Here is a 22816-nt window from a genome sequence, read left to right as displayed (position 1 = left end):
GTGGCTGGGCGGGCATCCGCCGGGGTGTCCACCCTAGGCCAGTGCGTGTTAAGGGCCCGCCACGGGTGCTAGCATCCCCGGCGATGAATCCCGCCCCCAACCTCGTCCTGGTCGGCCCGATGGGCGCCGGCAAAACCTCAATCGGCAAGCGTGTGGCCGAGCGGTTCGGGCTGGTGTTCGTCGATGCCGACCAGGTCATCGTCGAGCGGGCGGGCGCCACCATCCCGGAAATCTTCGAGCATGCCGGCGAGGCCGGTTTCCGCGAGCGCGAGACCGAGGTGCTGCGCGATCTGCTGGCCGGCGAAGGCCGGTTGATCTCCACCGGCGGCGGCGCGGTGTTGTCGGCCGACAACCGCGCCCTGCTGGGCCGGCGCGGTTTCGTCGTCCACCTGGGCGTGAGCGTGCCGGCGCAGCTCAAGCGCCTGGCCCGCTGCACCAACCGCCCGCTGCTGCAACGCCCGGATCGCGAGCAGGTGCTGGAGGAAATGGCGCGCACCCGCACGCCGCTGTATGCCGAAGTCGCCGATCTCACCCTCGATACCGATCACCTGATGCCGCCCGAGGCCACCCTGCGCCTGTGCCACCTGCTGGCCACGCACTGGCGGCGGCAAGAGACCCCCGCATGAATCCGCTTTTCCGCACCGTCGCCGTCGGCGGCGACGCTCCCTACACGATCACCATCGGTCCCGGCCTGCTGGCCGATGGCGCGGCCCTGGCCCGCCATGTGCGCGGCCGCCACGTGCTGCTGGTCAGCGATTCGACGGTGGCGCCGCTGTATGCGGCGGCAGTACGCGAAGCGCTGCACGCCGCGCGCCCGGAACTGGGCATCGGCACTTTCATCCTGCCGGCCGGCGAAGCCTCCAAGACACTGGCGCATTTCGGCCACGCCATCGACGCGCTGGCCACCCTGGGCGCGACCCGCGACGCCTGCGTGTTCGCGCTGGGCGGCGGCGTGGTCGGCGATCTGGCCGGATTCGCCGCCGCCTGCTGGATGCGCGGCGTGGACTGCGTGCAGTTGCCGACCACTCTGCTGTCGATGGTGGATTCCTCGGTGGGCGGCAAGACCGCGGTGGACATTCCGCAGGGCAAGAACCTGGTCGGCGCATTCCATCCGCCGCGCGCGGTGTTCGCCGACACCGACGCGCTGCGCACGCTGCCGCCGCGCGAACTGCGCGCCGGCCTGGCCGAGGTGATCAAGTACGGCGCGATCCGCGACCCGCTGTTCTTCCAGTGGCTGGAGGCCGAACGCGACGCGCTGCTGGAAAGCGATCCGACCGTTCTGGCACAGGCGATCGCGCGCAGTTGCGAGCACAAGGCGGAAATCGTCGAACGGGATCCGCTGGAGCGCGGCGAGCGCGCGCTGCTTAACCTGGGCCACACTTTCGGCCACGCCATCGAGACCGAACAGGGGTACGGTAGCCCGGACAACGACAACCTCAACCACGGCGAAGCGGTGGCGGTGGGCATGGTGCTGGCGGCGCGGCTGTCGGCGATGCTGGGCCTTTCAGGCGATGCCGATACAGAACGGTTGATTGCGTTGCTGCATGCGTACGGCCTGCCGATCGCCATTCCGGCCGGACTGGCGCCGGAGGCTTTGCTGGCGCGGATGCGGTTGGACAAGAAGAACCAGGCCGGCCGCCTGCGGCTGGTGCTGTGGCGTGGCATCGGCCGCGCCGAGGTGGTGCCGGACGTGGACGAGGCGCAGGTGTTGCGGGTCCTCGGGGGAGGCTGAACTTCCCCATCCTTGTGGGGGGCGACGTCAGTCGCGATGGAGATCGCGAGAAAGCCCCATCGCGACTGACGTCGCTCCCACAAAGTGGAATCCTGTGCGCGCGAAACGGTTCCTTTCTTCTCCGCATGCGGGGAATCGAACGACCCACGGACTTGGCCTCCCTCCCCCGCCTGCGGGGGAGGGCTGGGGTGGGGGCGAACGTCCCGGTATTCCCGCGCCGCTGGAAGCGGCCCCCATCCCGACCTTCCCCCGCAGGCGGTGGAAGGGGCAAAAGCCTGGCGCTGCGGGTGCCCGTCGGTCGCGCCAAGGTGCTGCCGGATGTGGATGAGGCGCAAATGTTGAGGATGCTCGGGCGAGGTTGAATTCCTCCTCCCTTGTGGGAGCGACGTGAGTCGCGATGAAGATCACGGGAAAGCCTCATCGCGGCTGACGTCGCTCCTACAGGTTGCGTAGCGCGCACGTACACGAATTCCACCCCCTCCCCCGCCTGCGGGGGAGGGCTGGGGTGGGGGCGAACGTCCCGATGTTCCCGCGCCGCTGGAAGCGGCCCCCATCCCGACCTTCCCCCGCAAGCGGGGGAAGGGGCAAAAGCTGGGCGCTGCCGGTACCTGCGCGTTCGACGGCTACTCGCTGCCTTCGCGTTCAATCACCAGGATTCGCGCCACGCCGAGCGGTTCGGCCCGATGCTCGGTGCCGGTTTGCGCATGGAACATGTCGCCGGATTCCAGTACCGCCGAGTGTTCGACACCGTGCTCGCGCCAATGCATGCGCACGCGGCCGTCCATCACCGCGAACACCTCCTGGCCGTCGTTGACGTGCCAGCGGTATGGCTGGTCGGTCCAGTGCAGGCGAACGCTGGTGCCGTCCAGATGGGCGACGTCGAGTGCGCCCCAGGCACGATCGGCGGTGTAGTCGCGGCTGCGGATGAGGTTCATGGGGGCTCCGTGGAGGCAAGTAATATCGAGATCCGATCGCTTCCTTGTGGGAGCGACGTCAGTCGCGATGAAGATCGCGGGAAAGCCCCATCGCGACTGACGTCGCTCCCACAGGTTGAGGATCAGGCCACGGCTTCACGGGCGCGCAGGTTGGATTGCGGCACGTTGTCGATCGGCAGCGGTGCCTGCGCGTCGAGCGCGGCGATCCATTCGGCGGTGGAAGCCACGGCGGCGAAGTTGCTGTGGAAGACCACGCTGAAGACGCGGTGGATTTCCTCGGCGCTGGCCGAACCGGCCGCGTTGGCGTAGGGCAGCGCGCCGGTGGCGTCGTGCAGGAATTCCATCCGCAGGCCGCGATGCGCGCCTTCGTAGATTGTCGAGGCGTCGCAGTTGTGGGTCATGTAGCCGACCACGGCGAGCGTGTCGATGCCGCGCGTGGCCAGCCAGTCGGCCAGATCGGTGCCGGTGAACGCGCTGGCGAGCGATTTCTCGATGTAGTGATCGCGCGGGCGGCCGGCGACGTCCGGATGCAGTTCCCAGGTCGCGGTGCCGGGCGCGAACACCGGCGCGCCGGCCGAGGCGCTGTGCTGGACCACGATCACCGGGATGCCGCGCGCCTGGGCGGCGTCCATCGCCCGCAGCAGGTTGGGCAGGGATTCGCCGACCGGCGGGTGCTCGATGGGCAGGCCGCCGGTGAAGTACTCGTTCTGGACGTCGATGACGATGAGGGCGCGGCGGGGGGAGGTCATGGCAGTCGGTTCCGGTGGGGTGTGGCGGCATTCTGGGCAGCGGGCCGGAACGCCACGAGTGGCCCGAAGCGCATCTTTCGATAGAATCGGGCCATGCCCCTGCACCGCATTGCCGTGGTCGCCTTCGACCGCATCAGCCCCTTCCACCTGTCGGTGCCCTGCCTGGTGTTCGAGTCGCGGCCGGCGCCGGGCCTGCCCGACTTCGACCTGCGGGTCTGCGCGGTGGAGCCGGGTCCGCTGCGCACAGACGCCGGCTTCGCCCTGCAACCGGAGTACGGGCTGGAAGGGCTGGAAGGCGCCGATACCGTGGTCGTCCCGTCCTGGCGGGATCAGGACGAGCCGGCCCCCGAGGCTTTGTGCCAAGCCCTGCGCCGGGCCCATGCGGACGGCGCCCGGCTGGTGGGCCTGTGCCTGGGCACCTTCGTGCTGGCCGACGCCGGGCTGCTGGACGGGCGTCCGGCCACCACCCACTGGGCCGCGCTGGACACCTTCGCCCGCCGCTACCCGAAGGTGCGGCTGGAGCCGGACGTGCTGTACGTGGACGACGGCGAACTGCTGACCTCGGCCGGCACCGCCGCCGGCATCGATTGCTGCCTGCACCTGGTCCGTCGCCATCACGGCGCCGAGGTCGCCAACCGGATCGCCCGCCGGCTGGTGGTGGCGCCGCATCGCCAGGGCGGCCAGACCCAGTACATCGAGCAGCCGCTGCCGGCCGATCCAGGCGACGACCGCCTGCGCGCGGTGCTGGCCTGGGCGCTGGCGCACCTGGACAAGCGGCTGGGGGTGGACGAACTGGCCGACCGGGCGCTGATGAGCCGGCGCACCTTCACCCGCCGGTTCCGCCGGGCCACCGGCGCCAGCGTCGGCGACTGGCTGGCCCACCAGCGGCTGGCGCGGGCGCAGCGGCTGCTGGAAACCACCGACCGGCCGCTGGACCACATCGCCGCCGAGGCCGGTTTCGGCAGCGCCGTCTCCCTGCGCCAGCGGTTCGCCGCCGCCCTGGGCACCTCGCCCTCGGCCTACCGGCGCAGCTTCCGCGGCGGCTGAACGGCCGCCGCTTCGCTACAATCCGCCCTATGCGCGTCTTCCTCCAGCAACGCCCCGAGACGGGCGAAGCTCCCCGCTACGTCCAGCTGACCCTGCAACCGGACCTGTTCGGCGGCTGGGAGCTGCTGCGCGAAAGCGGACAGATCGGCGGGCGCGCGCAACTCAAGCGCGAGCAGTACCTGCTGCAGTCCGAGGCCGACGCGGCCTTCGAGAAAGCGCGCGACACCCACCTCAAGCGTGGCTACCAGATCACCTTCACGCAGGGAGCGCCACAGCCGTGAGCCTCTCCGCGGCGGCCGCCGTCCGCGCCGCCTGAAGGTCCGCATGCGTCGCCCGCGCCACGCCTCTTTTTCCACCCGGCGGAACCACTGCCGGATTCCCCCACAAGGAACATGATGTCCAGCTCCCTGAAGAATGATCGCCTGCTGCGCGCGCTCAAGCGCGAACCCGTCGACTGCACGCCCGTCTGGCTGATGCGCCAGGCCGGCCGCTACCTGCCGGAGTACCGCGCCACCCGCGCCGCCGCCGGCAGCTTCCTGGGCATGGCGAAAAATCCGGACATCGCCTGCGAGGTCACCCTGCAACCACTGCGCCGTTTCAAGCTGGACGCGGCGATCCTGTTCTCCGACATCCTGACCGTGCCCGACGCGATGGGCCTGGGCCTGTACTTCGTCGAAGGCGAAGGCCCGAAGTTCGAACGCACCGTGCGCACCGCCGCCGATGCGGAAAAGCTGGCCGTGCCCGACATGGAAACCGAACTGCGCTACGTGATGGACGCGGTGCGCCTGATCCGCCGCGAACTGGATGGCCAGGTGCCGCTGATCGGTTTCTCCGGCAGCCCGTGGACGCTGGCCTGCTACATGGTCGAAGGCGGCGGCAGCAAGGATTACGCGCGCATCAAGGCGATGGCGCTGAACGATCCGGCCACCCTGCACAGGCTGCTGTCGGTGAACACCGACGCGGTGATCGCCTACCTGTCGGCGCAGCGCGCGGCCGGCGCGCAGGCGCTGCAGGTGTTCGACACCTGGGGCGGCGTGCTGTCGCCGGCGATGTACCGCGAATTCTCGCTGCCTTACCTGACCCGCATCGCGCGTGAACTGGAACGCGGCGAGGGCGCGGATCGCACGCCGCTGATCCTGTTCGGCAAGGGCAACGCCGCGCACCTGGAAGCGCTGGCCGACAGCGGCGCCGAAGGCGTGGGCGTGGACTGGCTGATCGAACTGGCCGACGCGCGCCGCCGCACCGCCGGCAAGGTGGCGCTGCAGGGCAACCTGGACCCGGCCGTGCTGTACGGTTCGCCGGACGCGATCCGCGCGCAGGTGAAGGCGACCCTGGACAGCTACGCCGCGGGTGCGGACGGCAGCCGCGACGGCCACGTCTTCAACCTCGGCCACGGCATGTCGCCCGACATGAATCCCGAGCACGTTGCCGTGCTGGTGGATGCCGTGCACGAGTTCAGCGCCCGGTAGGCGCGACGTTTCCGGAGCCCGCAATGGACGGCCGCCCCCACGCGCTTTCCCTCGCCCTCGTCCTGATGACCACCGGCCTGGCCGCCTCCGCGGCGCTGGCCGACGAACGCGCACCGGTGACGATCGAAGTGCGCGGCGACGACTTCCCGATGCTGGTGCAGGACACCGGCCTGCCGCCGCCGCTGGACGACAACGGCCTGCCGCGCACACCCGGCTGCGAGGCCGTGCGCGCGCGCCGCGTGGACGAACTGCCCTATCCCTGGCGCGAGGCGGTGGATCGCATTCACCTGGATTGCCAGCCGATGGAAGCGCCCGAGGGCGAGACCGCGCTGATGGCGCTGACCGCGACCGCGTTCCTCAAGCCCGGCCGGGTCTGGCTGGCCGGCCACACGGTGAGCGAGATCCGGCGGATGGATTCCGAACTCTGGGGCGATCACCAGTACGTACTGGCCGAACCCTACGCGCAGGTCGCCGCCGATCTGCGCGCGCAGCTGGAAGCAGATTGCGTGAAGCGCCATACGCGCCAGGAACGCGAAGGCGCGCCCGAATGCACGATGGAAGAAAGCGAAGGCGCGCTGTACCTGCGCGTGGACGAAATCAGCGGCATCTGGATTCATGCGGATCCGGACGATGCATCGCGGACGATCTACGCGGAAGGGTGGGCTGATTAGGCGGGGATTGGGGATTGGGGATTGGGGATTGGGGAAGGCTAGGCTTTTGCCTCCCCCTTTGAAAAAGGGGGATTGAGGGGGATTTTGCTTTGGGCGCAAAAAGCAAATCCCCCGTCCCCCGCTTCGCGGGCGCCCGCCTCCTTTTTCAAAGGGGGCTAATCAGGCATTGACCCAAGGCCAGCGCAGATCAACGAAAGCAAACTCGCTTCGCCTCCCCCTTTGAAAAAAGGGGGATTGAGGGGGATTTGCTTTTGGCGCCCGCCCCCGGTTGGCCAGTCATGCGCCGTCCGCCCGCCCGTCACAGACACGCAGGATCGCATCGGCCAGCATGTCGCCGGTGACCGGCTTGCGCAGGAAGTCGTCGAAGCCGGCCGCGCGCGCCTGTGGTTCGGCCTCGGCGTCGGCGCGTGCGGTGATGGCGATCAACGGCGCGTTGAAGCCGCCCAGGCGCAATTGCCGCGCCAGTGCCAGCCCGTCCAGTCCCGGCAGATCGAGATCCAGCAGGGCGACGTCGAACGATTGCCCGGCGGTTTCGCCCAGCGCCGCCAGTCCGTGCGCGGCATGCACGACATGATGTCCGCGCGCGCGCAGCAGTCCGGCGATCACTTCGGCCACGGTGATGTCGTCTTCCACCAGCAGGATCCGCCGAGCCTGCGCCGACACCGCCGCCCGCGGCGTGCCGGCCGTCGCCGGCACGATGTGCGGAAGCGGCAGCTCCACGATGAAGCGGGTGCCCAGGCCCGGTCGGCTTTCGACCCGGATGCTGCCGCCCATCGCGACCGCCAGCTCCTGGCAGATCGCCAGGCCCAGTCCGCTGCCGCCGTAGCGCGAGGTGGTGCGCGCGCCATCGCCCTGCTCGAAACGCTGGAACAGGCGCGCCTGTTGTTCGGCATTGATGCCCGGCCCGGTGTCGCTGACTTCGAAGCGCACGCCCTGCGGGTGCAGCGGGAGCACGCGCAGGCCCACCCCGCCGCGCTCGGTGAACTTGATGGCGTTGCCCAGCAGGTTGAGCAGGATCTGCCGCATCCGCATCGGATCGACGATCACGTGCGAAGGCACGTCCTCGTCGCATTCGTCGGAGAACGACAGCCCGCGCTTCTCGGCCATCGGCGCGGTCATGTCGATGACCTCGCGGATCAACGCGCGCAAATCGACTTCCTGCGCATCCATGTCCAGCTTGCCGGCCTCGATGCGGGCCAGGTCCAGTGCGTCGTTGACCAGCCGCAGCAGGTGCGAACCGGCGCGCTGGATGGCGTTGGTGTAATGGCGCTGGGTGTCGGTCAGCGGCGTCGCCAGCAGCAGTTCGCTCATGCCCAGCACGCCGGTCATCGGCGTGCGCACTTCATGGCCGAGGGTGGCGAGGAAGCGGGTCTTGGCCAGTGAAGCCTGTTCGGCCACTTCGCGCTTGTGTTCGTTGAGCTGCCATTCGGTGCGACGACGCACCCGGCGCCGGTAGGCAGCGGCCAGCAGCGCCAGCAGCAAGGCGCCGGCCGCGGTCAGCAGGCTGATGCCCCAGACGCTGCGGTACCAGGGTGGCAGCACTTCGAACGAAAGCTGCTTTTCCTCCGAAGCGTTGCCCGCCGCGTCGAACGCCTGCAGGCGCAGGCGATAGTGGCCGGGACGCAGGTTCGAAAAAGAACGCTCGCCGCTGGCGCCCTGTTCGACCCAGCCCTGATCGAAGCCTTCCAGCCAGGAACGGTAACGATGCGCCAGCGGATCCTCGTAGCTGAGCAGGCGCAGGCTGACCTGCAGGTCGTGATCGTCCGGCAGCAGTTCGAAGCCGCCATTCATCGGCAACTGCACGGTGCGGTCGCGCTGGTTCACCTGCAATCCGGCCAGCAGCAGGTGCGGGGTGAGCGGCGGCGGATCCGGCAGCGCCGTGTCCAGCAGCATCACCGAACCATCGGCGGTGCTGCCGGCCAAAAGGCCGCCGCCCGCCATCAGCAGGCCGCGGTCGTTGAATTCCTGGCTCATCAGGCCATCGCGCACGCCGAAATTGCGCACCCGCACCGGCGCCTGATCATCGGGTGCCTCGATCCGGAACAGGCCACGGCGGGTCGCCAGCCACACCCGCTTTTCCGGATCGATGGTCATGCCGGTCGATTCCAGCGCCGGCAATCCCTGTCGGGGCGCGATCTGCCGCACCTGTACCCATCGGCCTTCCCGCTGCCGCCAGTGCTCCAGGCCGGAGAGCCGATGCAGCCACAATTCGTCGGGCGCGACGAAGGCGAAGGACAGCACCCGCTCCACGCCCGCGCCGATGACGGTGACGAACCGGTGCTGACCGGGATCCCAGCGCTCGATGCCGCGATTGCTCGCCGTCCACAACTGGCCGTCGGGGCCGGCGAGCATCGTTTCGATCTCGCTCGGCTCGCTGTCCTGTTCCGAGCGGGCCAGACTGTCGATGACCTGCCCGGTCGCGCCATCCCGGTGCTGCAGCGACCCCATCTGGGTCGCCAGCCACAGCGTGCCGTCGCCGGTCTGCACCAGCCAGTCCACCGACGTGCCGTCGGGCACCTGATCCGGGCCTTCGGCATTCGACCATTCGCGCTTCTCGCCGCTGCGCGGATCGATGCGGATGATGCCGTTGCGATGGCCGAGCCAGAGGCGTCCCTCGCGATCCTCCAGCACCGAGGTGAAGCGCAGTTCCTTCAACCGCTGCGCGTGCACGCCCAACGGCTCCACCTCGCCACTGGCCGTGTCCAGTCGCTCGACCCCGCCGATGCTGCTGACCAGCCACACGCCGGTACCGGTGGCCGAGGTGGCCAGGCCGCGATACAGCCCGCCTCCCAGGCCCTGCGTGGGCGTGAACGACGCAATCCGCCGCCAGTCCGAGCGCAGGTAGGCGACGCCACGCGTCGGCACCGGCACCCAGAGGCCACCATCGGGCTGCATCAACAGCGTCTGCAACACGCGGCCGACACCCACGCCCTGGCTGTCCTGCGCGATCGGCGCGGGCGCGCGATCGCCGTCGGTATGCCAGAGCCCGCCCTGGCTGGCCAGCCAGTATTCGCCGTGCCCATCGGCGGCCATCGCCATCACCGCGTTGGGTCGTTCGAACATCGGCGACCATGGCGGCGTGCTCCAACCGCCCTGGCGACGCCAGCGATACATGCCGGACGATGTGCCCGCCCAGATCGAATCGCCGTCGACGGTGACCGAATAGATGATCAGCGACTCCCCGCCGGGCAGGGCTTCGCGCAGCATGCGCTTGCCGTCGTACCGGACCAGGCCGCTCATGGTGCCGATCCACAACTGGCCGGTCGGATCGAAGGCCAGCGACAGCACGTTGTCGGACGGCAGGCTGGAGGGATCGCCTTCCACCGCGTTGAAGCGCTGGACGCGACCGTCGGTGCCGATCCGATGCAGGCCGCCGCCGAAGGTGCCGAACCAGACCTCGCCACCGTGGCTGGCGATGGCGAATGCATCGTCGCTGCCCATCTGCGGATACTGGGCCCTGCGGAAATGGCGGAATCCGCGGCGCTCGGGTCCCATCATGCTGAGGCCGCCGTTCTCGGTGGCGACCCAGACCCGGTCGAGGCCATCCACGTGCAGCGCCTGGACGACGTTGCCGGGCAGCGAGGCCGGATCATCCGGATCATGCCGCCACACCTTGAAGTTCACGCCGTCATAGCGGGCCACGCCATCCCAGGTGGCCAGCCACAGGTAGCCGGCGCGGTCGCGGGCCATGGCGGGGATGGTGGTGGACGGCAATCCGTCGGCCACCGTCATCATCCGGAAACGCGGAATCTCCGGCACGCCCGCCTGCACTGTCGCGCAGGCCAGCCATGCCGCCAACATCCAGATCCGCCATCCCATGCCGTCGTGTCCTGTTCTGCCGTGGTTCCCCGGCCCGAATCGTCGCAACGGACCGTTGCAGGCGCAAGCGGGGTATCTTCAGCCGGGCCCGCCTAGAATCCCGGTCATGACTCCAACGCGCCCATATCGCCGTGCCCGGACCAGCGCCCTGCTCGCGCTGCTCGCCTGCGCATGCCCTGCCTGGGCGGCGGGTCCGGTGGCGTACGCGCTGGATCCGGTCCACACGCGGGTCATGCTCGCGGTGGAGCATGCCGGCTTCTCCAAGGCCATCGGCACGATCTCCGGCAGCACGGGCACGCTGGTGTTCGATCCCGAGGACTGGAGCACCGCGCGGCTCGATGTCACGGTACCGCTGGCACGCACGGATTTCGGCGACGAGAAGTGGAACCGGGCGGTGCTGGCCGGCAACCTGCTGGATGCCGAGCGATTCCCCGAAGCGCGTTTCGTTTCCAACCGGATTGAACCCACTGGACCGGATCGCGCCTCGGTCTGCGGCACCCTGTCCCTGCATGGCACCGATCGCGCGCTGTGCCTGGACGTCAAACTCAATGCGCTCAAGCGCCATCCGCTGCCGCCGTTCCGGCGCACGGCCGGCTTTTCCGCCACCACCACGCTGCAACGCTCGGATTTCGGCATCACCGCATGGAAGTCGGTGATTGGCGATTCCGTCGAACTCCGCATCGAGGCCGAAGCCACACGGACGGGCAAGGTCGACGATAGCGAAGAAGCGGCCGCCGACGCGGCCACCATCCCAGCCACCCCTCGGGAGCCCACCCTCAATGACCCTGAAGAACACCCCTGAACGCTGGGGCGTCGTCAGCCAGACGCTGCACTGGCTGATCGTCGTCCTGCTGCTGGTCATCGCCTACATCGGCCTGACCATGGGCGAGCTGCCCAACGGACCGCGCAAGATCAACATCTATGCGCTGCACAAGTCGATCGGCCTGACCATCCTGGCGCTGGTGACGCTGCGCCTTGTCTGGCGCGTGTACGCCGGCGCGCCGCTGGCGATCCCCGGCACGCCCGGCTGGCAGCAGCGCATCGCCTCGCTCACCCACGTGGCGCTGTACGGGCTGATGTTCGCCATGCCGTTGTCGGGCTGGGTGCTGAACTCCTCGGCGGGCTATCCGCTGCAATGGTTCAAGCTGGTCAACCTGCCGGCCATCACCGCCCGCAATCCGGAGCTGCACGAGCTGGCCGAAACCCTGCACGAATCGATGTTCTGGGTGCTGGTCGTCGTGGTGCTGCTGCATGCGGGCGCCGCGTTCTACCACCACCTGTTCCAGAACGACGACACCCTGCGGCGGATGCTGCCGGGCCGCCGCCGGCAGGCCACTGCTTCCCCCACCGTGTCCACCACCGAGGATATCGCGCCATGATCCGCTTCCCCCACCCCCGCCTGTTTGCCGCCAGTCTCCTGCTGGCCGCCATCGCGCCCGCGTTCGCCGCCGACTACGTGCAGGCGCCGGGCTCCACGCTGGTGTTCGCCAGCAACTACCAGGGCGAAACCTTCACCGGCAAGTTCGGCGGCTTCAACACCACCCTGAGTTTCGATCCGGCCAACCTGGCCACCTCGAAGCTGGACGTGACCATCCAGCTCGCCGGCACTAATACCGGCAACGACGATCGCGACAGCACGCTGCAGACCGGCGATTTCTTCAACGTTGCCAAGTTCGCCCAGGCCCGCTACACCGCGACCAAATTCCGCGCGCTGGGCGGCAACCAGTACGCCGCCGACGGCAGCCTGAGCCTGCGCGGCGTCAGCAAGCCGGTCACCCTGACCTTCACCTGGACCCCGGGCGCGCAGCCGGTGCTGACCGGCAAGGCCACGGTCAAGCGCCTGGACTTCGGCGTCGGCGGCGGCGAATGGGCCGATACCAAGACCATTCCGAACGATGTCGCCATCAGCACCAAGGTGGTGCTGAAGCCGGCGAAGTAAGCTGCTCCCATGCGGCGCGTCATCCTGCGCGCCGCGCTGGTGGTCGCGTTGCTCTGCTTCGCGACCCTCCTGGCGGCCTGGTTCGTGGGTGGCGAGCTGTTGGCCCCGCGCCTGGCCGCCATGGGTGACGCGCCCGCTGATCTGCCCATTGAAGCGGTAACCATTCCGGTCCCCGACGCGCCGCCGCTGCGTGGATGGTGGGTGACCGGAACCACGGCGCGGCCCGCCGTACTCCTGCTGCATGGCATCCGCGCGGATCGGCGCGCGATGCTGGGACGCGCCCGTCTGCTGCATCGTCATGGCTATTCGGTCCTGCTGGTCGATTTGCAGGCACATGGCGAGAGCCAGGGCGATGCGATCACGCTGGGCGCACGCGAGTCTCGCGGTGTTGTCGCCGCGCGGGACTGGATGAGGCAACGTGTTCCCGGCAGTCGCCTGGCCGCCATCGGCGTATCCCTTGGAGGCGCCTCGATATTGCTGGCGCCGCAACCCGGCGGATTCGATGCGGTGGTGCTGGAAGCGGTCTATTCGAACGCGCGCCAGGCCGTCCGCAACCGCATCGCCATGCGCCTCGGCGATGGCATGGCGGAATTGCTGGCGCCGCTGCTGACCCTGCAGACGCAATGGCGGATCGGCGTGTCCGTCGATGAACTGTCGCCGCTGGACCGGATCGGGAAGCTGGATGCGCCCGTGCTGGTCGTGGCCGGTGGCCGCGACCGGCATGCCCTGCCCGCTGAGTCGCGCGCCCTGTTCGAACGCGCCAAGAATGCCAAGGCATTCTGGTTGCTGCCGAATGCCGCGCACGTGGATTTCCTCGCGCACGCCCCCGATGAGTACGAGAAGCGGGTGGTCGGCTTTCTCGAACACCAGTTGTCCGGTCCGTCCTCGCAGCAGACCGCGCGCCACGCTTCACCGGCTTCGATGCCCGACTCCGCATCCCGCCACGATCCGACGGCACCCTGACCCGACTCGTCAGGCAACAGGAAATCCGCGCCATGGCGCGGACTTCCTGTTGCGGGGAGGACCCGCGGGCGCAATCGACCTGCGCGACGGCGAGGCACGGTCCCCGTCGGATGACCACCAGTGCCGCCACGCCGGAACCGGCCAGAACAGCGGCCATATCGTGGATACGTGCAGCGGACGACCTGGCCGGATTCGACGTGAGGTCCCGCGCCTGCACCTGAACTATGCGCTGCTGTTCACCCTCGAAGACGAGGTACTACTCCCCCATCCTTCGCGATCGTCCGCGCCCGTACGACAGCATCGCCGCCAGCTCCCTCAACCGGCGAGGAAGCGCGCCAGCCCCGCCGCATCGAACGGCCAGTCCAGTTCGGTCCCGTCCGCGCGGCGCAGGACCGGTACCCGTACGCCGTAGCGCGCCTCCAGATCATCGTCGCCGTCAATGAACGCGCTCTCGAATTCCAGCACCCGCGCCTCGGCCAGTACGGCCAGGGCCAGGTCGCACAGATGGCAGTCGTCGCGCTGGTAGAGGGTCAGGGCTGGGGACAAGGGTGCAATCTCCGGATCCGATCTGTTGCGTCGCGGGAGCGGCTTTCACCGGCGACGGCATAGAATACGCGCCATGGCAGTCAGCACCTTCGACCTCTTCAAGATCGGCATCGGGCCGAGTTCCTCCCACACCGTCGGCCCCATGCGGGCGGCGGCGCGGTTCGTCGCGCGCTGGCTGGAGGAACCCGGCCGCCTGCGCGACGTCGCGCGGATCCGCGCCGAAGTGTTCGGCTCGCTGGCCCTGACCGGGCGCGGCCACGGCACCGACAAGGCCGTGCTGATGGGCCTGGAAGGCCACTATCCGAACGAAATCGACCCGGACATCATCCCGCCGGCACTGGAACGCATCCGCGGCAGCAAGACCCTGCAGCTGGGTGGTGTCCACGCGATCGCCTTCGACGAGAAGCGCGACCTGCTGATGAACAAGCGGCAGAAGCTGCCCTACCACACCAACGGCATGCGCTTCACCGCCTATGACGCCAGCGACGAAGTCATCGCGACGCGCGATTACTACTCGGTCGGCGGCGGCTTCGTGGTCAACCAGGACGACGCGGCGGTGGATCGCATCGTCGCCGACGAGACCCCGCTGCCGTATCCGTTCAAGAGCGGCGACGAGTTGCTGGCCCAGTGCCAACGCAGCGGGCTGAGCATCGCCCAGCTGATGTTCGAGAACGAGAAGTGCTGGCGCGGCGAGGACGAGATCCGCGAAGGCCTGCGCGCGATCTGGAGCGCGATGCAGGCCTGCGTGACCCGCGGCATCCGCGAGGAAGGCACCCTGCCCGGCGGCCTGCACGTCTCGCGACGCGCCCCCGCCCTGCACCGCGAACTGGCCAGCAAGCCGGAAGCCAACATGCGCGACCCGTTGACCACGCTGGACTGGGTCAACCTGTACGCGCTGGCGGTCAACGAGGAAAACGCCGCCGGCGGGCGTGTGGTCACCGCGCCCACCAACGGCGCGGCCGGCATCATCCCGTCGGTCATGCACTACTTCGACCGGTTCTGCCCCGGCTCCAGCGAACAGCGGATCTTCGACTTCCTGCTCACCGCCGCCGCCATCGGCATCCTCTACAAGGAAAACGCCAGCATCTCCGGCGCCGAGGTCGGCTGCCAGGGCGAGGTCGGCGTGGCCTGCTCGATGGCCGCCGGCGGCCTGGTCGCCGCGCTCGGTGGTTCGCCCAGCCAGATCGAGAACGCCGCCGAAATCGGCATGGAACACAACCTGGGCCTGACCTGCGATCCGATCGGCGGACTGGTGCAGATTCCCTGCATCGAGCGCAACGCGATGGGTGCGGTGAAGGCAATCAATGCCAGCCGCATGGCGATGCGCGGCGACGGCAAGCACAAGGTGTCACTGGACAAGGTCATCAAGACCATGCGCGACACCGGCCGCGACATGCAGGACAAGTACAAGGAAACTAGCCGCGGCGGCCTGGCCGTCAACGTCATCGAGTGCTGACGGAACCCGGCGGCCCGTAGAGCGGAGCTTGCTCCGCTGCCCTTTCTCCGCAACCTCCCCGCCAGCCGAGCAAGCTCGGCTCTACGGGTTGGCGGTGATCGCCAATACGTCATCCAGCAACGCGGCCGCGGTCACTTCCGCGCCCGCGCCCGGGCCCTGCACCACCAGCGGCTGGTCCGGATAGCGATCGCTGAAGATCGCGACCCGATTGTCGGTGCCGCCACCGCCGCACAGCGGATGATCCGCGGCCAGCGTGCGCAGTCCGACGCTGGCGCCTTCGGCGTCGAAACGCCCCAGGAAACGCAGCTTTTCGCCGTTGCGGTAGGCCTCGCGGAAATGCGCGCCCAGCGGCGCGTCGAACTGGCCAAGCGCCCCGTCCAGCTCGGCGATCGTCAGCGTTGCCAATGCCGCCGGCACCAGCGACTCGACCTTCACGTCTTCCGACTGCAACGGCAGGCCGGCCGCCCGCGCCAGGATCAGCAGCTTGCGGCGCACGTCCTCGCCGGACAGATCGATGCGCGGATCCGGTTCGGTGTAGCCGGCCTCGCGCGCCTGGCGCACGAAGCCGGAGAACGGCCGCATGCCGTCGTAATGATTGAACAGCCACGCCAGCGAACCGGACAGCACGCCTTCCACCCGATGGATGCGATCGCCGCCGGCGACCAGCGCGCGCAGGCTGCGCAGCAGCGGCAGGCCCGCGCCGACCGTGGCGCTGTCGCCGTAATGCGCGCCCGAATCCCGGCGCGCGCGCTGGATGGCCTGTGCACGCACCAGCGCGCCACCGTTGCCCAGCTTGTTGGCAGTGACCACGTGGATGCCGCGCGCCAGCCATTCGGCGTGCCAATCGGCCACCGCGTCGCTGGCGGTGGCATCGACGATGATGTCGCCGTCGCGCAGCGATTCGGCTTCCGCCCACGGCGGCAGTTCCGCATCGCGCGCCGGCGCGGCGCGGGCGGCATCCAGCGCATCGGCGGGCGCGGCGGCGCAGGCCTGCATGCTGCGCGAGTTGGCCAGCCAGGCGAACTCGGGCAGGCCCTCGATGCGCTCGCTCAGACGACCGTAGCGATCCACGAATGCGCTGCCGACCACGCCGGTGCCCAGCAGCGCCAGGCGCGGCGACGGCCGGCGGCGCGCCGCCGGAAGCTGGACGACTGCGCTCATGCGTCGGCGAGTTTTCGATCGGCCTCCGCGGCGGCGCGCTGCGCGCGCGCCAGGCCGGCGGACAGATCGGCCAGCAGATCCTCGGTGGCCTCGATACCAACCGACAGGCGCAGCAGGCCATCGGAAATGCCCGCCTTGGCACGCGCTTCGGCGGTCATCGCCGCATGCGTCATCGAAGCCGGGTGCGCTACCAGGCTCTCCACCCCTCCCAGCGATTCGGCCAGGGTGAAATATCGCAGGCCTTCCACGAACGCACGCACGGCCGCTTCGCCGCCATGCAATTCCACGCTCAGCATCGCGCCGAAGCCCTTCTGCTGGCGCGCCGCCAGCGCGTGCCCCGGATGCGAGGCCAGCCCGGGGAAGTACACCTTCGATACCGCCGGATGCCCGTCCAGCAGGCTGGCGATGGCGTCGGCGTTCTCCTGGTGCACGCGCAGGCGCGCATCCAGCGTGCGCAGGCCGCGCAGGGTCAGGAAGCTGTCGAACGGCGAACCGGTCAGGCCCAGCGCGTTGGCCCACCACACCAGTTGCTGGTGCACTTCCGGATCGCGCGCGACGACCGCGCCGCCGACCACGTCGCTGTGGCCATTGATGTACTTGGTGGTCGAATGCACCACCAGATCCGCGCCGAACTCAATCGGCTTCTGCAAGGCCGGCGACAGGAAGGTGTTGTCGACCACGGTCAATGCGCCGGCCTTGTGCGCGGCATCGATGACGAACCGCAGGTCGGTGATCCGCAGCAACGGGTTGGAGGGCGTCTCGATCAGCACCAGCCGCGGCGACTGCGCCAGTGCGTCGGCCAGCGAGCGCGGGTCGGTCAGGTCGGCGGTGATCAGCTCGAAGTGGCCCTTCTTCGCCAGCGCGTTGAACAGGCGCCAGCTGCCGCCGTACGCGTCATGCGGCACCACCAGGCGATCGCCCGGCTGCAGCAGCGCGTTGAGGACAAGGTTGATCGCGCCCATGCCGGTGGAGGTGATCACGCCGCCAACGCCGCCTTCCAGTTCGGCCAGCGCCTCGCCCAGCAGATCCCGCGTCGGGTTGCCGCTGCGGGTGTAGTCGTACTCGCGCTTGTTGCCGAAGCCGTCGAAGCTGAAGTTCGACGACAGCACGATGGGCGGCGTCACCGCGCCGTAGGCGGTATCGCGGTCGATGCCGGCGCGGACGGCGGCGGTGGCGGGACGACAGGGGTTGTCGCCGGCGGCGTCGAACTGGCTCATGCGTTTTCTCCGTTGCCGCGCAGGGCAGTGCTGAGGATCGCGTCGATGCGATCGGTTTCTTTCAGGAAGGCGTCGTGGCCATAGGGCGAGCGCAGCACGCGCAGGTTGCCCCGCGTGCCCAGTCCCTCGACCAGGGCCACGGAATCGGACAGCGGCACCAGCCGGTCACCCTCGACCGCGACCACCGTGGTGGGCACGCGCACGGCGGCCGGATCGATGCGATGCAGGTCGATGGATTCGGACAGGCGCAGGTAGGCGGTGACCGGGGTGCGCGCCACGTACTGCGCGCCGGCGGCGTCCAGGTAGTCCTCGGCGGCGCAGCGCACGCGGCCATGCACGATCTCGGCAGCGGCGTCGAAGCGCTCCTCGAATTCTTCCGGCGTGCGGTAGCTGAGCATGGCGAACTGGCGCGCCAGCGAAAGTCCTGCCGCGTCGGCGCACTGCAGCTGGCCCAGGCTGACCGCGCGACGCTGCAGCGCGCGCCAGGCGGCGGCATACGGATGGGCGCGGTGCGCGCCGCTGACCGCCACCAGCTTTGCCAGCCGTGCCGGATGGCGCACCGCCAGTTGCAGGCCCACCAGCGCGCCATAGGAATAGCCGACGAAGGCATGCAGCTGGCGGATGCCCAGCGCGTCCAGCAGCTTCACTATCGCGTCGGCCTGGTCGGCGGTATCGATGGGCGCGTCGAGCTTGCCGTCGGCGCCGATGAAATCGATCGCCAGCAGGCAGCGGTGTGCCGGATCCAGCGCGCGGCCGGTGCCGACCAGATCGTTCAACCAGCCCTTTTCCGCGAACGTGGCGCTGGCGGCCAGGTGCCGGTGCGCGGAAATGCCGCCGGCGACGAACACCACCGGCGCGTCCACCGCGCCCGACAGTTCATAGCGCAGCCGGATCAGATGCCGGCCCGCGTGGCGCATGTCCAGTTCCAGCGCGATTTCGCCACGGCGGGCGGTGATGCCGTCCTGGGCAAGGAGAACGGCATCGGCCGTACAGGACGCGGGCACGGAAGACAGGGAAGACGCGGCGGCGGTGGCGAAGCTCATGGCGGTGTCCGGTGAAGAGGGGACTTGCGGCCATCGAGCTTTCGCGGAGCTCGCGTTCGCCGTGCAGAGGCACGGTACGAACCATCTTTCGGGCAGACGCAAAGGTCCCCGCAGGATTTGGCACCGACCACGACGCTTGCGCATCGCTGGTTGCCCCGGCTTCTTCGGGCCTGTCCCTCTGCCGGTCTCGATGGTGACCGGCACTTTGCCAGCGGCTTTTCCCAATGTCAATCGCTTTATGCGGATGGAGCGATGGATCTTCCGTGATGCCCCTCCCGGCTCCGTGACCCATGCCGCATAATCCCGCCATGACCCGGAAATACCTGTTTGCGGGCGCCCTGGCCCTGCTGGCCGGTTGCGCCACCCAGAGCCACCACACCTCCCGCCCTCCCGCACCGACGCCGACCACCGCCGCCGACGTCATCGTCCCCGAAGCCTGGGTCTCCGCCCCGGTCCCGGAAGACGAACTAGACTCGCTGGCCGCCTGGCCGACCGAAGACGGACGGGTCTGGCTGATCGCCACCGCCAAATCCAGCCACCGCCTGGCGGTGTACGACGGCGACACCGGCGAACGCCTGCGCACGGTCGGCGGCCCGGGCCAGGCACCGGGACAGTTCAACCGGCCCAACGGCATCGCCGTGTTCGGCGACCTGCTGTTCGTCGCCGAACGCGACAACCACCGGGTGCAGGTGATGCGCCTGCCGGAATTCACCCCGGTGGCGCAGATCGGCCAGGACGCGCTGAAGGTGCCCTACGGGCTCTGGCTGGACGAAACCGGACCCGGCCAGCTGGAACTGTTCGTCACCGACAGCTTCATGGCCGACTTCCGCACCGGCAAGCTGCCGCCGCTCAGCGAGCTCGACCAGCGCATTAAGCATTTCCGCGTCGAGGAAGACGGGGACGGAAGCGTGCGGTGGCGCCTGCTGGGAAGCTTCGGTGCGACCGACGAGGCCGGCGCGTTGCGCATGGTCGAATCCATCGCCGGGGATCCCCTGCACGACCGGCTGCTGATCGCGGACGAGGACCGCCGAGTCGGTTCGACCCTGCGCGACTACACCCTGTCCGGGCGGTACCGCGGACTCAGCCTTCCCGCGTTCGACGCGGACGCCGAGGGCATCGCGCTGTGGCCCTGCGCGGTCGATCGCGGCTACTGGATCGCGGTGGACCAGCTCACCCCCACCCTGTTCCGCGTATTCGATCGCACCAGCTTGGCACCGCGCGGTATCTTCCGCGGTGAACAGGTCAGCAACACCGATGGTGAGACCCTGTACGCGGCATCAACCCGGCGCTTCCCGGCCGGTGCGCTGTTCGCCCTGCACAATGATCAATCACTGGCCGCGTTCGACCTGCGTGACGTCGCGCGCGCCCTGAACCTCGGAAACGACTGCCTGCCGTGAACCCCGCCCTGCGCACGTCCCTGCTCTGCCTCGCCGCCGCCACGCTGCTCGCTGGCGCCGTCCCCGGCGAGGCGGCGCGGCTGTACCGCTGGAAGGACAAGCACGGCTATACCCAGTACGGCGACAAACCGCCGGAGGCCGGCGAACTGGTGGATGCCAGCGTGGACGTGCTGCGCTTCCACAACGCCCCCAGCGCGCAAGTGCGGCTGCGGCTGGAACGCAGCGGCCTGCGCTACCAGGCGTGGGCGGACAACCTGCTGCACGGGCCGGTCGAGGTGCGCCTGGGTTTCAAGCGCAACAGCAACGTCGCCGCCCAGCCGGCGCTGCCGGCGACCGCGGTGGTGCCGGCGCGCAGCAGCGTCCTGGTCGCCAGCATTTCGATGCGCGATCCCCTGCGTGGCGGCGATTTCGAACTGGCGCTGGACTCCCTGCCCGGTGACCCCGCCGCGCACGGCCAGGATTACGAATACCGCCTGCCCTTCGAATACGGGCGGGTGCGGGTGGACCAGGGCCCGGGCGGCGGATTCAGCCACAACGACGCGCAGAACCTGTACGCCATCGACTTCGCGGTCCCGGTGGGCACGCCGATCCTCGCCGCGCGCGAGGGCATGGTGATGCAGGTGGAGTCCGACTTCGACAAGGCCGGCCTGAACCGCGAACGATTCGGCGGCCGCGCCAATTTCATCCGCATCGTCCACGGCGACGGGAGCATGGCCGTCTACGCGCATCTCAAGCCGGAAGGCGTGCAGGTGCGCGAGGGCCAGTACGTGCGCAAGGGGCAGCGCATCGGGCTGTCCGGCAACACCGGGTTCAGCACCGCCCCGCACCTGCATTTCGTGGTCCAGGTGAACCGCGGCATGGCGCTGGAATCCATTCCGTTCAGGATGTTCGGCCCGCTGGGCCAACTCCAGTTCCCCAGCCAGCACGCCGGATCCGGTCCCATCGAACCGCCCGCCGGCGCCGCCCCGGCGGACCGGGCCAACCCGCTATAATTCGCGACTTTCCCCGTCTCCCAGCGCCCGCGCGGGCGCCCTTGCCATGTCCGAAGTCGCCACCGAAGCCGCGCGCCGCCGCACCTTCGCCATCATCTCCCACCCTGACGCCGGCAAGACCACGCTGACCGAAAAGCTGCTGCTGTTCGGCGGCGCGATCCAGATGGCCGGTTCGGTCAAGGGCCGCAAGGCCGCCCGCCACGCCACCTCCGACTGGATGGCGCTGGAAAAGGAGCGTGGCATCTCGGTCACCTCCTCGGTCATGCAGTTCCCGTACGAAGGCAAGATCGTCAATTTGCTGGACACGCCCGGCCACGCCGACTTCGGCGAAGACACCTACCGCGTGCTGACCGCGGTGGACTCGGCGCTGATGGTCATCGACGTGGCCAAGGGCGTGGAAGAGCGGACCATCAAGCTGATGGAAGTGTGCCGCCTGCGCGACACCCCCATCATGACCTTCATCAACAAGCTCGACCGCGAAGGCCGCGAGCCGATCGAACTGCTGGACGAAGTCGAGCGCGTGCTTGGCATCCAGTGCGCGCCGGTGACCTGGCCGATCGGCATGGGCAGCCGCCTGAAGGGCGTGGTACACCTGCTGACCGGCGAGGTCCACCTGTACGAGCAGGGCCGCAATTTCACCCGCCAGGATTCGACCATCTTCGCCTCGCTGGACGATCCGCAGCTGGAAGCGCGCATCGGCGCCGAGATGCTGGCCAGCCTGCGCGACGAACTGGAACTGGTGCAGGGCGCCTCGCATCCCTTCGATCTGCAGGCTTATCGCGAAGGCCGGCAGACCCCGGTGTTCTTCGGTTCGGCGGTGAACAACTTCGGCGTGCAGCCGCTGCTGGACTTCTTCGTCGAGCACGCGCCCTCGCCACAGGCCCGCGCAACCACCGGCCGCAACGTGCAGCCGACCGAGAACAAGCTGACCGGCTTCGTCTTCAAGATCCAGGCCAACATGGATCCGCAGCACCGCGATCGCGTCGCCTTCATGCGCGTGTGCTCGGGTCGTTTCGAAGCCGGCATGAAGGCCTTCCACGTGCGCAGCGGCAAGGACATCAAGCTGGCCAACGCACTGACCTTCATGGCCAGCGATCGCGAGATCGCCGCCGAGGCCTGGCCGGGCGATGTCATCGGCATCCACAACCACGGCACCATCTCGATCGGCGACACCTTCACCGAGGGCGAATCGCTGAGCTTCACCGGCATCCCCAACTTCGCGCCGGAACTGTTCCGCCGCGCGCGCCTGCGGGATCCGCTCAAGCTCAAGCAGTTGCAGAAGGGCCTGGCCCAGCTCAGCGAGGAAGGCGCGACCCAGTTCTTCCGCCCGCTGATGAGCAACGACCTCATCCTCGGCGCGGTCGGCATGCTGCAGTTCGACGTGGTCGCCTACCGCCTGAAGGACGAGTACGGCGTGGACGCTAGCTTCGAGAACGTCAGCGTCGCCACCGCCCGCTGGATCCGCTGCGACGACGCGAAGAAGCTGGAAGAGTTCCGCGACAAGAACGCGATGAACCTGGCCGTCGACGCCGCCGGGCAACTGGTCTACCTCGCGCCGACGCGGGTCAACCTGCAACTGGCGCAGGAACGCGCGCCGGCCGTGCAGTTCCTGGCCACCCGCGAACACGCGCACGCCGCCGCGGTGGATTGATCGCCGCGCGCCGCCCGTGTTTTCCGGCT

The 22816-nt window shown here is 69.0% G+C and carries 21 protein-coding genes and 1 riboswitch; of the genes, 14 read left to right on the top strand and 7 right to left on the bottom strand.

All coding sequences use genetic code 11. The features are described from left to right. Positions 1–83: 83 nt before the first annotated feature. A complete protein-coding gene (locus IB228_RS01400; RefSeq protein ID WP_192197367.1) occupies positions 84–626 on the top strand; it encodes a shikimate kinase in 543 nt (180 codons plus the stop codon). After that, complete coding sequence (gene aroB, locus IB228_RS01395) at positions 623–1732, top strand: 3-dehydroquinate synthase (RefSeq protein ID WP_192197366.1); 1110 nt, start codon at positions 623–625, stop codon at positions 1730–1732. The genes IB228_RS01400 and aroB overlap by 4 nt, the downstream gene beginning before the upstream one ends. Positions 1733–2355: 623 nt before the next feature. Here aroB and IB228_RS01390 read toward each other — a convergent pair. Both IB228_RS01390 and IB228_RS01385 read right to left on the bottom strand, forming a co-directional pair. After that, a complete protein-coding gene (locus IB228_RS01390; protein ID WP_192197365.1) occupies positions 2356–2667 on the bottom strand; it encodes a cupin in 312 nt (103 codons plus the stop codon). A 122-nt stretch (positions 2668–2789) separates the two neighbouring features. Then, the gene (locus IB228_RS01385; RefSeq protein WP_192197364.1) at positions 2790–3416 is read right to left on the bottom strand and encodes a cysteine hydrolase family protein; all 627 of its coding nucleotides are present in this window, start codon (positions 3414–3416) and stop codon (positions 2790–2792) included. Positions 3417–3509: 93 nt separating this feature from the next. Between IB228_RS01385 and IB228_RS01380 the strand changes: the two genes are divergently transcribed. The 4 genes from IB228_RS01380 to IB228_RS01365 all read left to right on the top strand — a co-directional run bounded on the left by IB228_RS01380 (position 3510) and on the right by IB228_RS01365 (position 6603). Next, on the top strand, positions 3510–4463 hold the full coding sequence (locus IB228_RS01380; RefSeq protein WP_192197363.1) for a helix-turn-helix domain-containing protein: 954 nt from the start codon (positions 3510–3512) through the stop codon (positions 4461–4463). Between the two features lie 29 nt (positions 4464–4492). Then, complete coding sequence (locus IB228_RS01375; protein ID WP_183643884.1) at positions 4493–4744, top strand: WGR domain-containing protein; 252 nt, start codon at positions 4493–4495, stop codon at positions 4742–4744. 114 nt (positions 4745–4858) lie between these two features. Then, entirely contained in the window at positions 4859–5932 is a 1074-nt protein-coding gene (gene hemE, locus IB228_RS01370; protein ID WP_183643887.1) for a uroporphyrinogen decarboxylase, read from the top strand. 23 nt (positions 5933–5955) lie between these two features. Continuing rightward, on the top strand, positions 5956–6603 hold the full coding sequence (locus IB228_RS01365; protein ID WP_192197362.1) for a hypothetical protein: 648 nt from the start codon (positions 5956–5958) through the stop codon (positions 6601–6603). A gap of 276 nt (positions 6604–6879) precedes the next feature. Here the strand turns inward: IB228_RS01365 and IB228_RS01360 are convergent, their stop codons facing one another. After that, positions 6880–10293, bottom strand: coding sequence for an ATP-binding protein (locus IB228_RS01360; protein ID WP_255431404.1), 3414 nt, complete (start codon positions 10291–10293; stop codon positions 6880–6882). A gap of 235 nt (positions 10294–10528) precedes the next feature. On the opposite strand from IB228_RS01360, the gene IB228_RS01355 reads away from it, so the two are divergent. The 4 genes from IB228_RS01355 to IB228_RS01340 are packed head-to-tail and all read left to right on the top strand — an operon-like array spanning position 10529 to position 13324. After that, entirely contained in the window at positions 10529–11224 is a 696-nt protein-coding gene (locus IB228_RS01355; RefSeq protein WP_192197360.1) for a YceI family protein, read from the top strand. After that, the gene (locus tag IB228_RS01350; protein WP_192197359.1) at positions 11202–11801 is read left to right on the top strand and encodes a cytochrome b; all 600 of its coding nucleotides are present in this window, start codon (positions 11202–11204) and stop codon (positions 11799–11801) included. Before IB228_RS01355 ends, IB228_RS01350 begins: the two co-directional genes overlap by 23 nt. Beyond that, positions 11798–12361 (top strand): YceI family protein, encoded by a 564-nt coding sequence (locus tag IB228_RS01345; RefSeq protein ID WP_192197358.1) that lies wholly within the window; start codon positions 11798–11800, stop codon positions 12359–12361. Before IB228_RS01350 ends, IB228_RS01345 begins: the two co-directional genes overlap by 4 nt. Before the next feature lie 9 nt (positions 12362–12370). Further along, positions 12371–13324 (top strand): alpha/beta hydrolase, encoded by a 954-nt coding sequence (locus IB228_RS01340; protein WP_192197357.1) that lies wholly within the window; start codon positions 12371–12373, stop codon positions 13322–13324. Between the two features lie 315 nt (positions 13325–13639). Here the strand turns inward: IB228_RS01340 and IB228_RS01335 are convergent, their stop codons facing one another. Beyond that, the gene (locus tag IB228_RS01335; RefSeq protein WP_192197356.1) at positions 13640–13870 is read right to left on the bottom strand and encodes a glutaredoxin family protein; all 231 of its coding nucleotides are present in this window, start codon (positions 13868–13870) and stop codon (positions 13640–13642) included. Positions 13871–13943: 73 nt separating this feature from the next. On the opposite strand from IB228_RS01335, the gene IB228_RS01330 reads away from it, so the two are divergent. Beyond that, positions 13944–15326, top strand: a complete 1383-nt coding sequence (locus IB228_RS01330) for an L-serine ammonia-lyase (RefSeq protein ID WP_192197355.1) — start codon at positions 13944–13946, stop codon at positions 15324–15326. A gap of 81 nt (positions 15327–15407) precedes the next feature. Here the strand turns inward: IB228_RS01330 and IB228_RS01325 are convergent, their stop codons facing one another. Genes IB228_RS01325 through IB228_RS01315 form a run of 3 tightly spaced genes read right to left on the bottom strand, consistent with a single transcriptional unit; the run spans position 15408 to position 18747 of the window. Further along, a complete protein-coding gene (locus IB228_RS01325) occupies positions 15408–16487 on the bottom strand; it encodes a homoserine dehydrogenase (RefSeq protein ID WP_192197354.1) in 1080 nt (359 codons plus the stop codon). Then, positions 16484–17704 carry an O-succinylhomoserine (thiol)-lyase gene (locus tag IB228_RS01320; RefSeq protein ID WP_192197353.1) on the bottom strand — a complete coding sequence of 407 codons (1221 nt, stop codon included), beginning with the start codon at positions 17702–17704 and terminating at the stop codon, positions 16484–16486. Before IB228_RS01320 ends, IB228_RS01325 begins: the two co-directional genes overlap by 4 nt. Then, complete coding sequence (locus IB228_RS01315) at positions 17701–18747, bottom strand: homoserine O-succinyltransferase (protein WP_225562182.1); 1047 nt, start codon at positions 18745–18747, stop codon at positions 17701–17703. Before IB228_RS01315 ends, IB228_RS01320 begins: the two co-directional genes overlap by 4 nt. Positions 18748–18825: 78 nt before the next feature. Further along, positions 18826–18944: riboswitch (SAM riboswitch) on the bottom strand. Positions 18945–19055: 111 nt separating this feature from the next. Between IB228_RS01315 and IB228_RS01310 the strand changes: the two genes are divergently transcribed. Genes IB228_RS01310 through IB228_RS01300 form a run of 3 tightly spaced genes read left to right on the top strand, consistent with a single transcriptional unit; the run spans position 19056 to position 22787 of the window. Beyond that, complete coding sequence (locus IB228_RS01310; RefSeq protein WP_192197352.1) at positions 19056–20144, top strand: phytase; 1089 nt, start codon at positions 19056–19058, stop codon at positions 20142–20144. Continuing rightward, a complete protein-coding gene (locus IB228_RS01305) occupies positions 20141–21136 on the top strand; it encodes a peptidoglycan DD-metalloendopeptidase family protein (protein WP_318288607.1) in 996 nt (331 codons plus the stop codon). The genes IB228_RS01310 and IB228_RS01305 overlap by 4 nt, the downstream gene beginning before the upstream one ends. 46 nt (positions 21137–21182) lie before the next feature. Further along, positions 21183–22787 carry a peptide chain release factor 3 gene (locus IB228_RS01300; RefSeq protein WP_192197351.1) on the top strand — a complete coding sequence of 535 codons (1605 nt, stop codon included), beginning with the start codon at positions 21183–21185 and terminating at the stop codon, positions 22785–22787. Positions 22788–22816: the final 29 nt, after the last annotated feature.

The organism is Pseudoxanthomonas sp. PXM04, from assembly GCF_014851695.1.
Lineage (GTDB): Bacteria > Pseudomonadota > Gammaproteobacteria > Xanthomonadales > Xanthomonadaceae > Pseudoxanthomonas_A > Pseudoxanthomonas_A beigongshangi.
The sequence above is the reverse complement of the archived record's forward strand: the minus strand, read 5'-3'. Positions and strand labels throughout refer to the sequence as shown.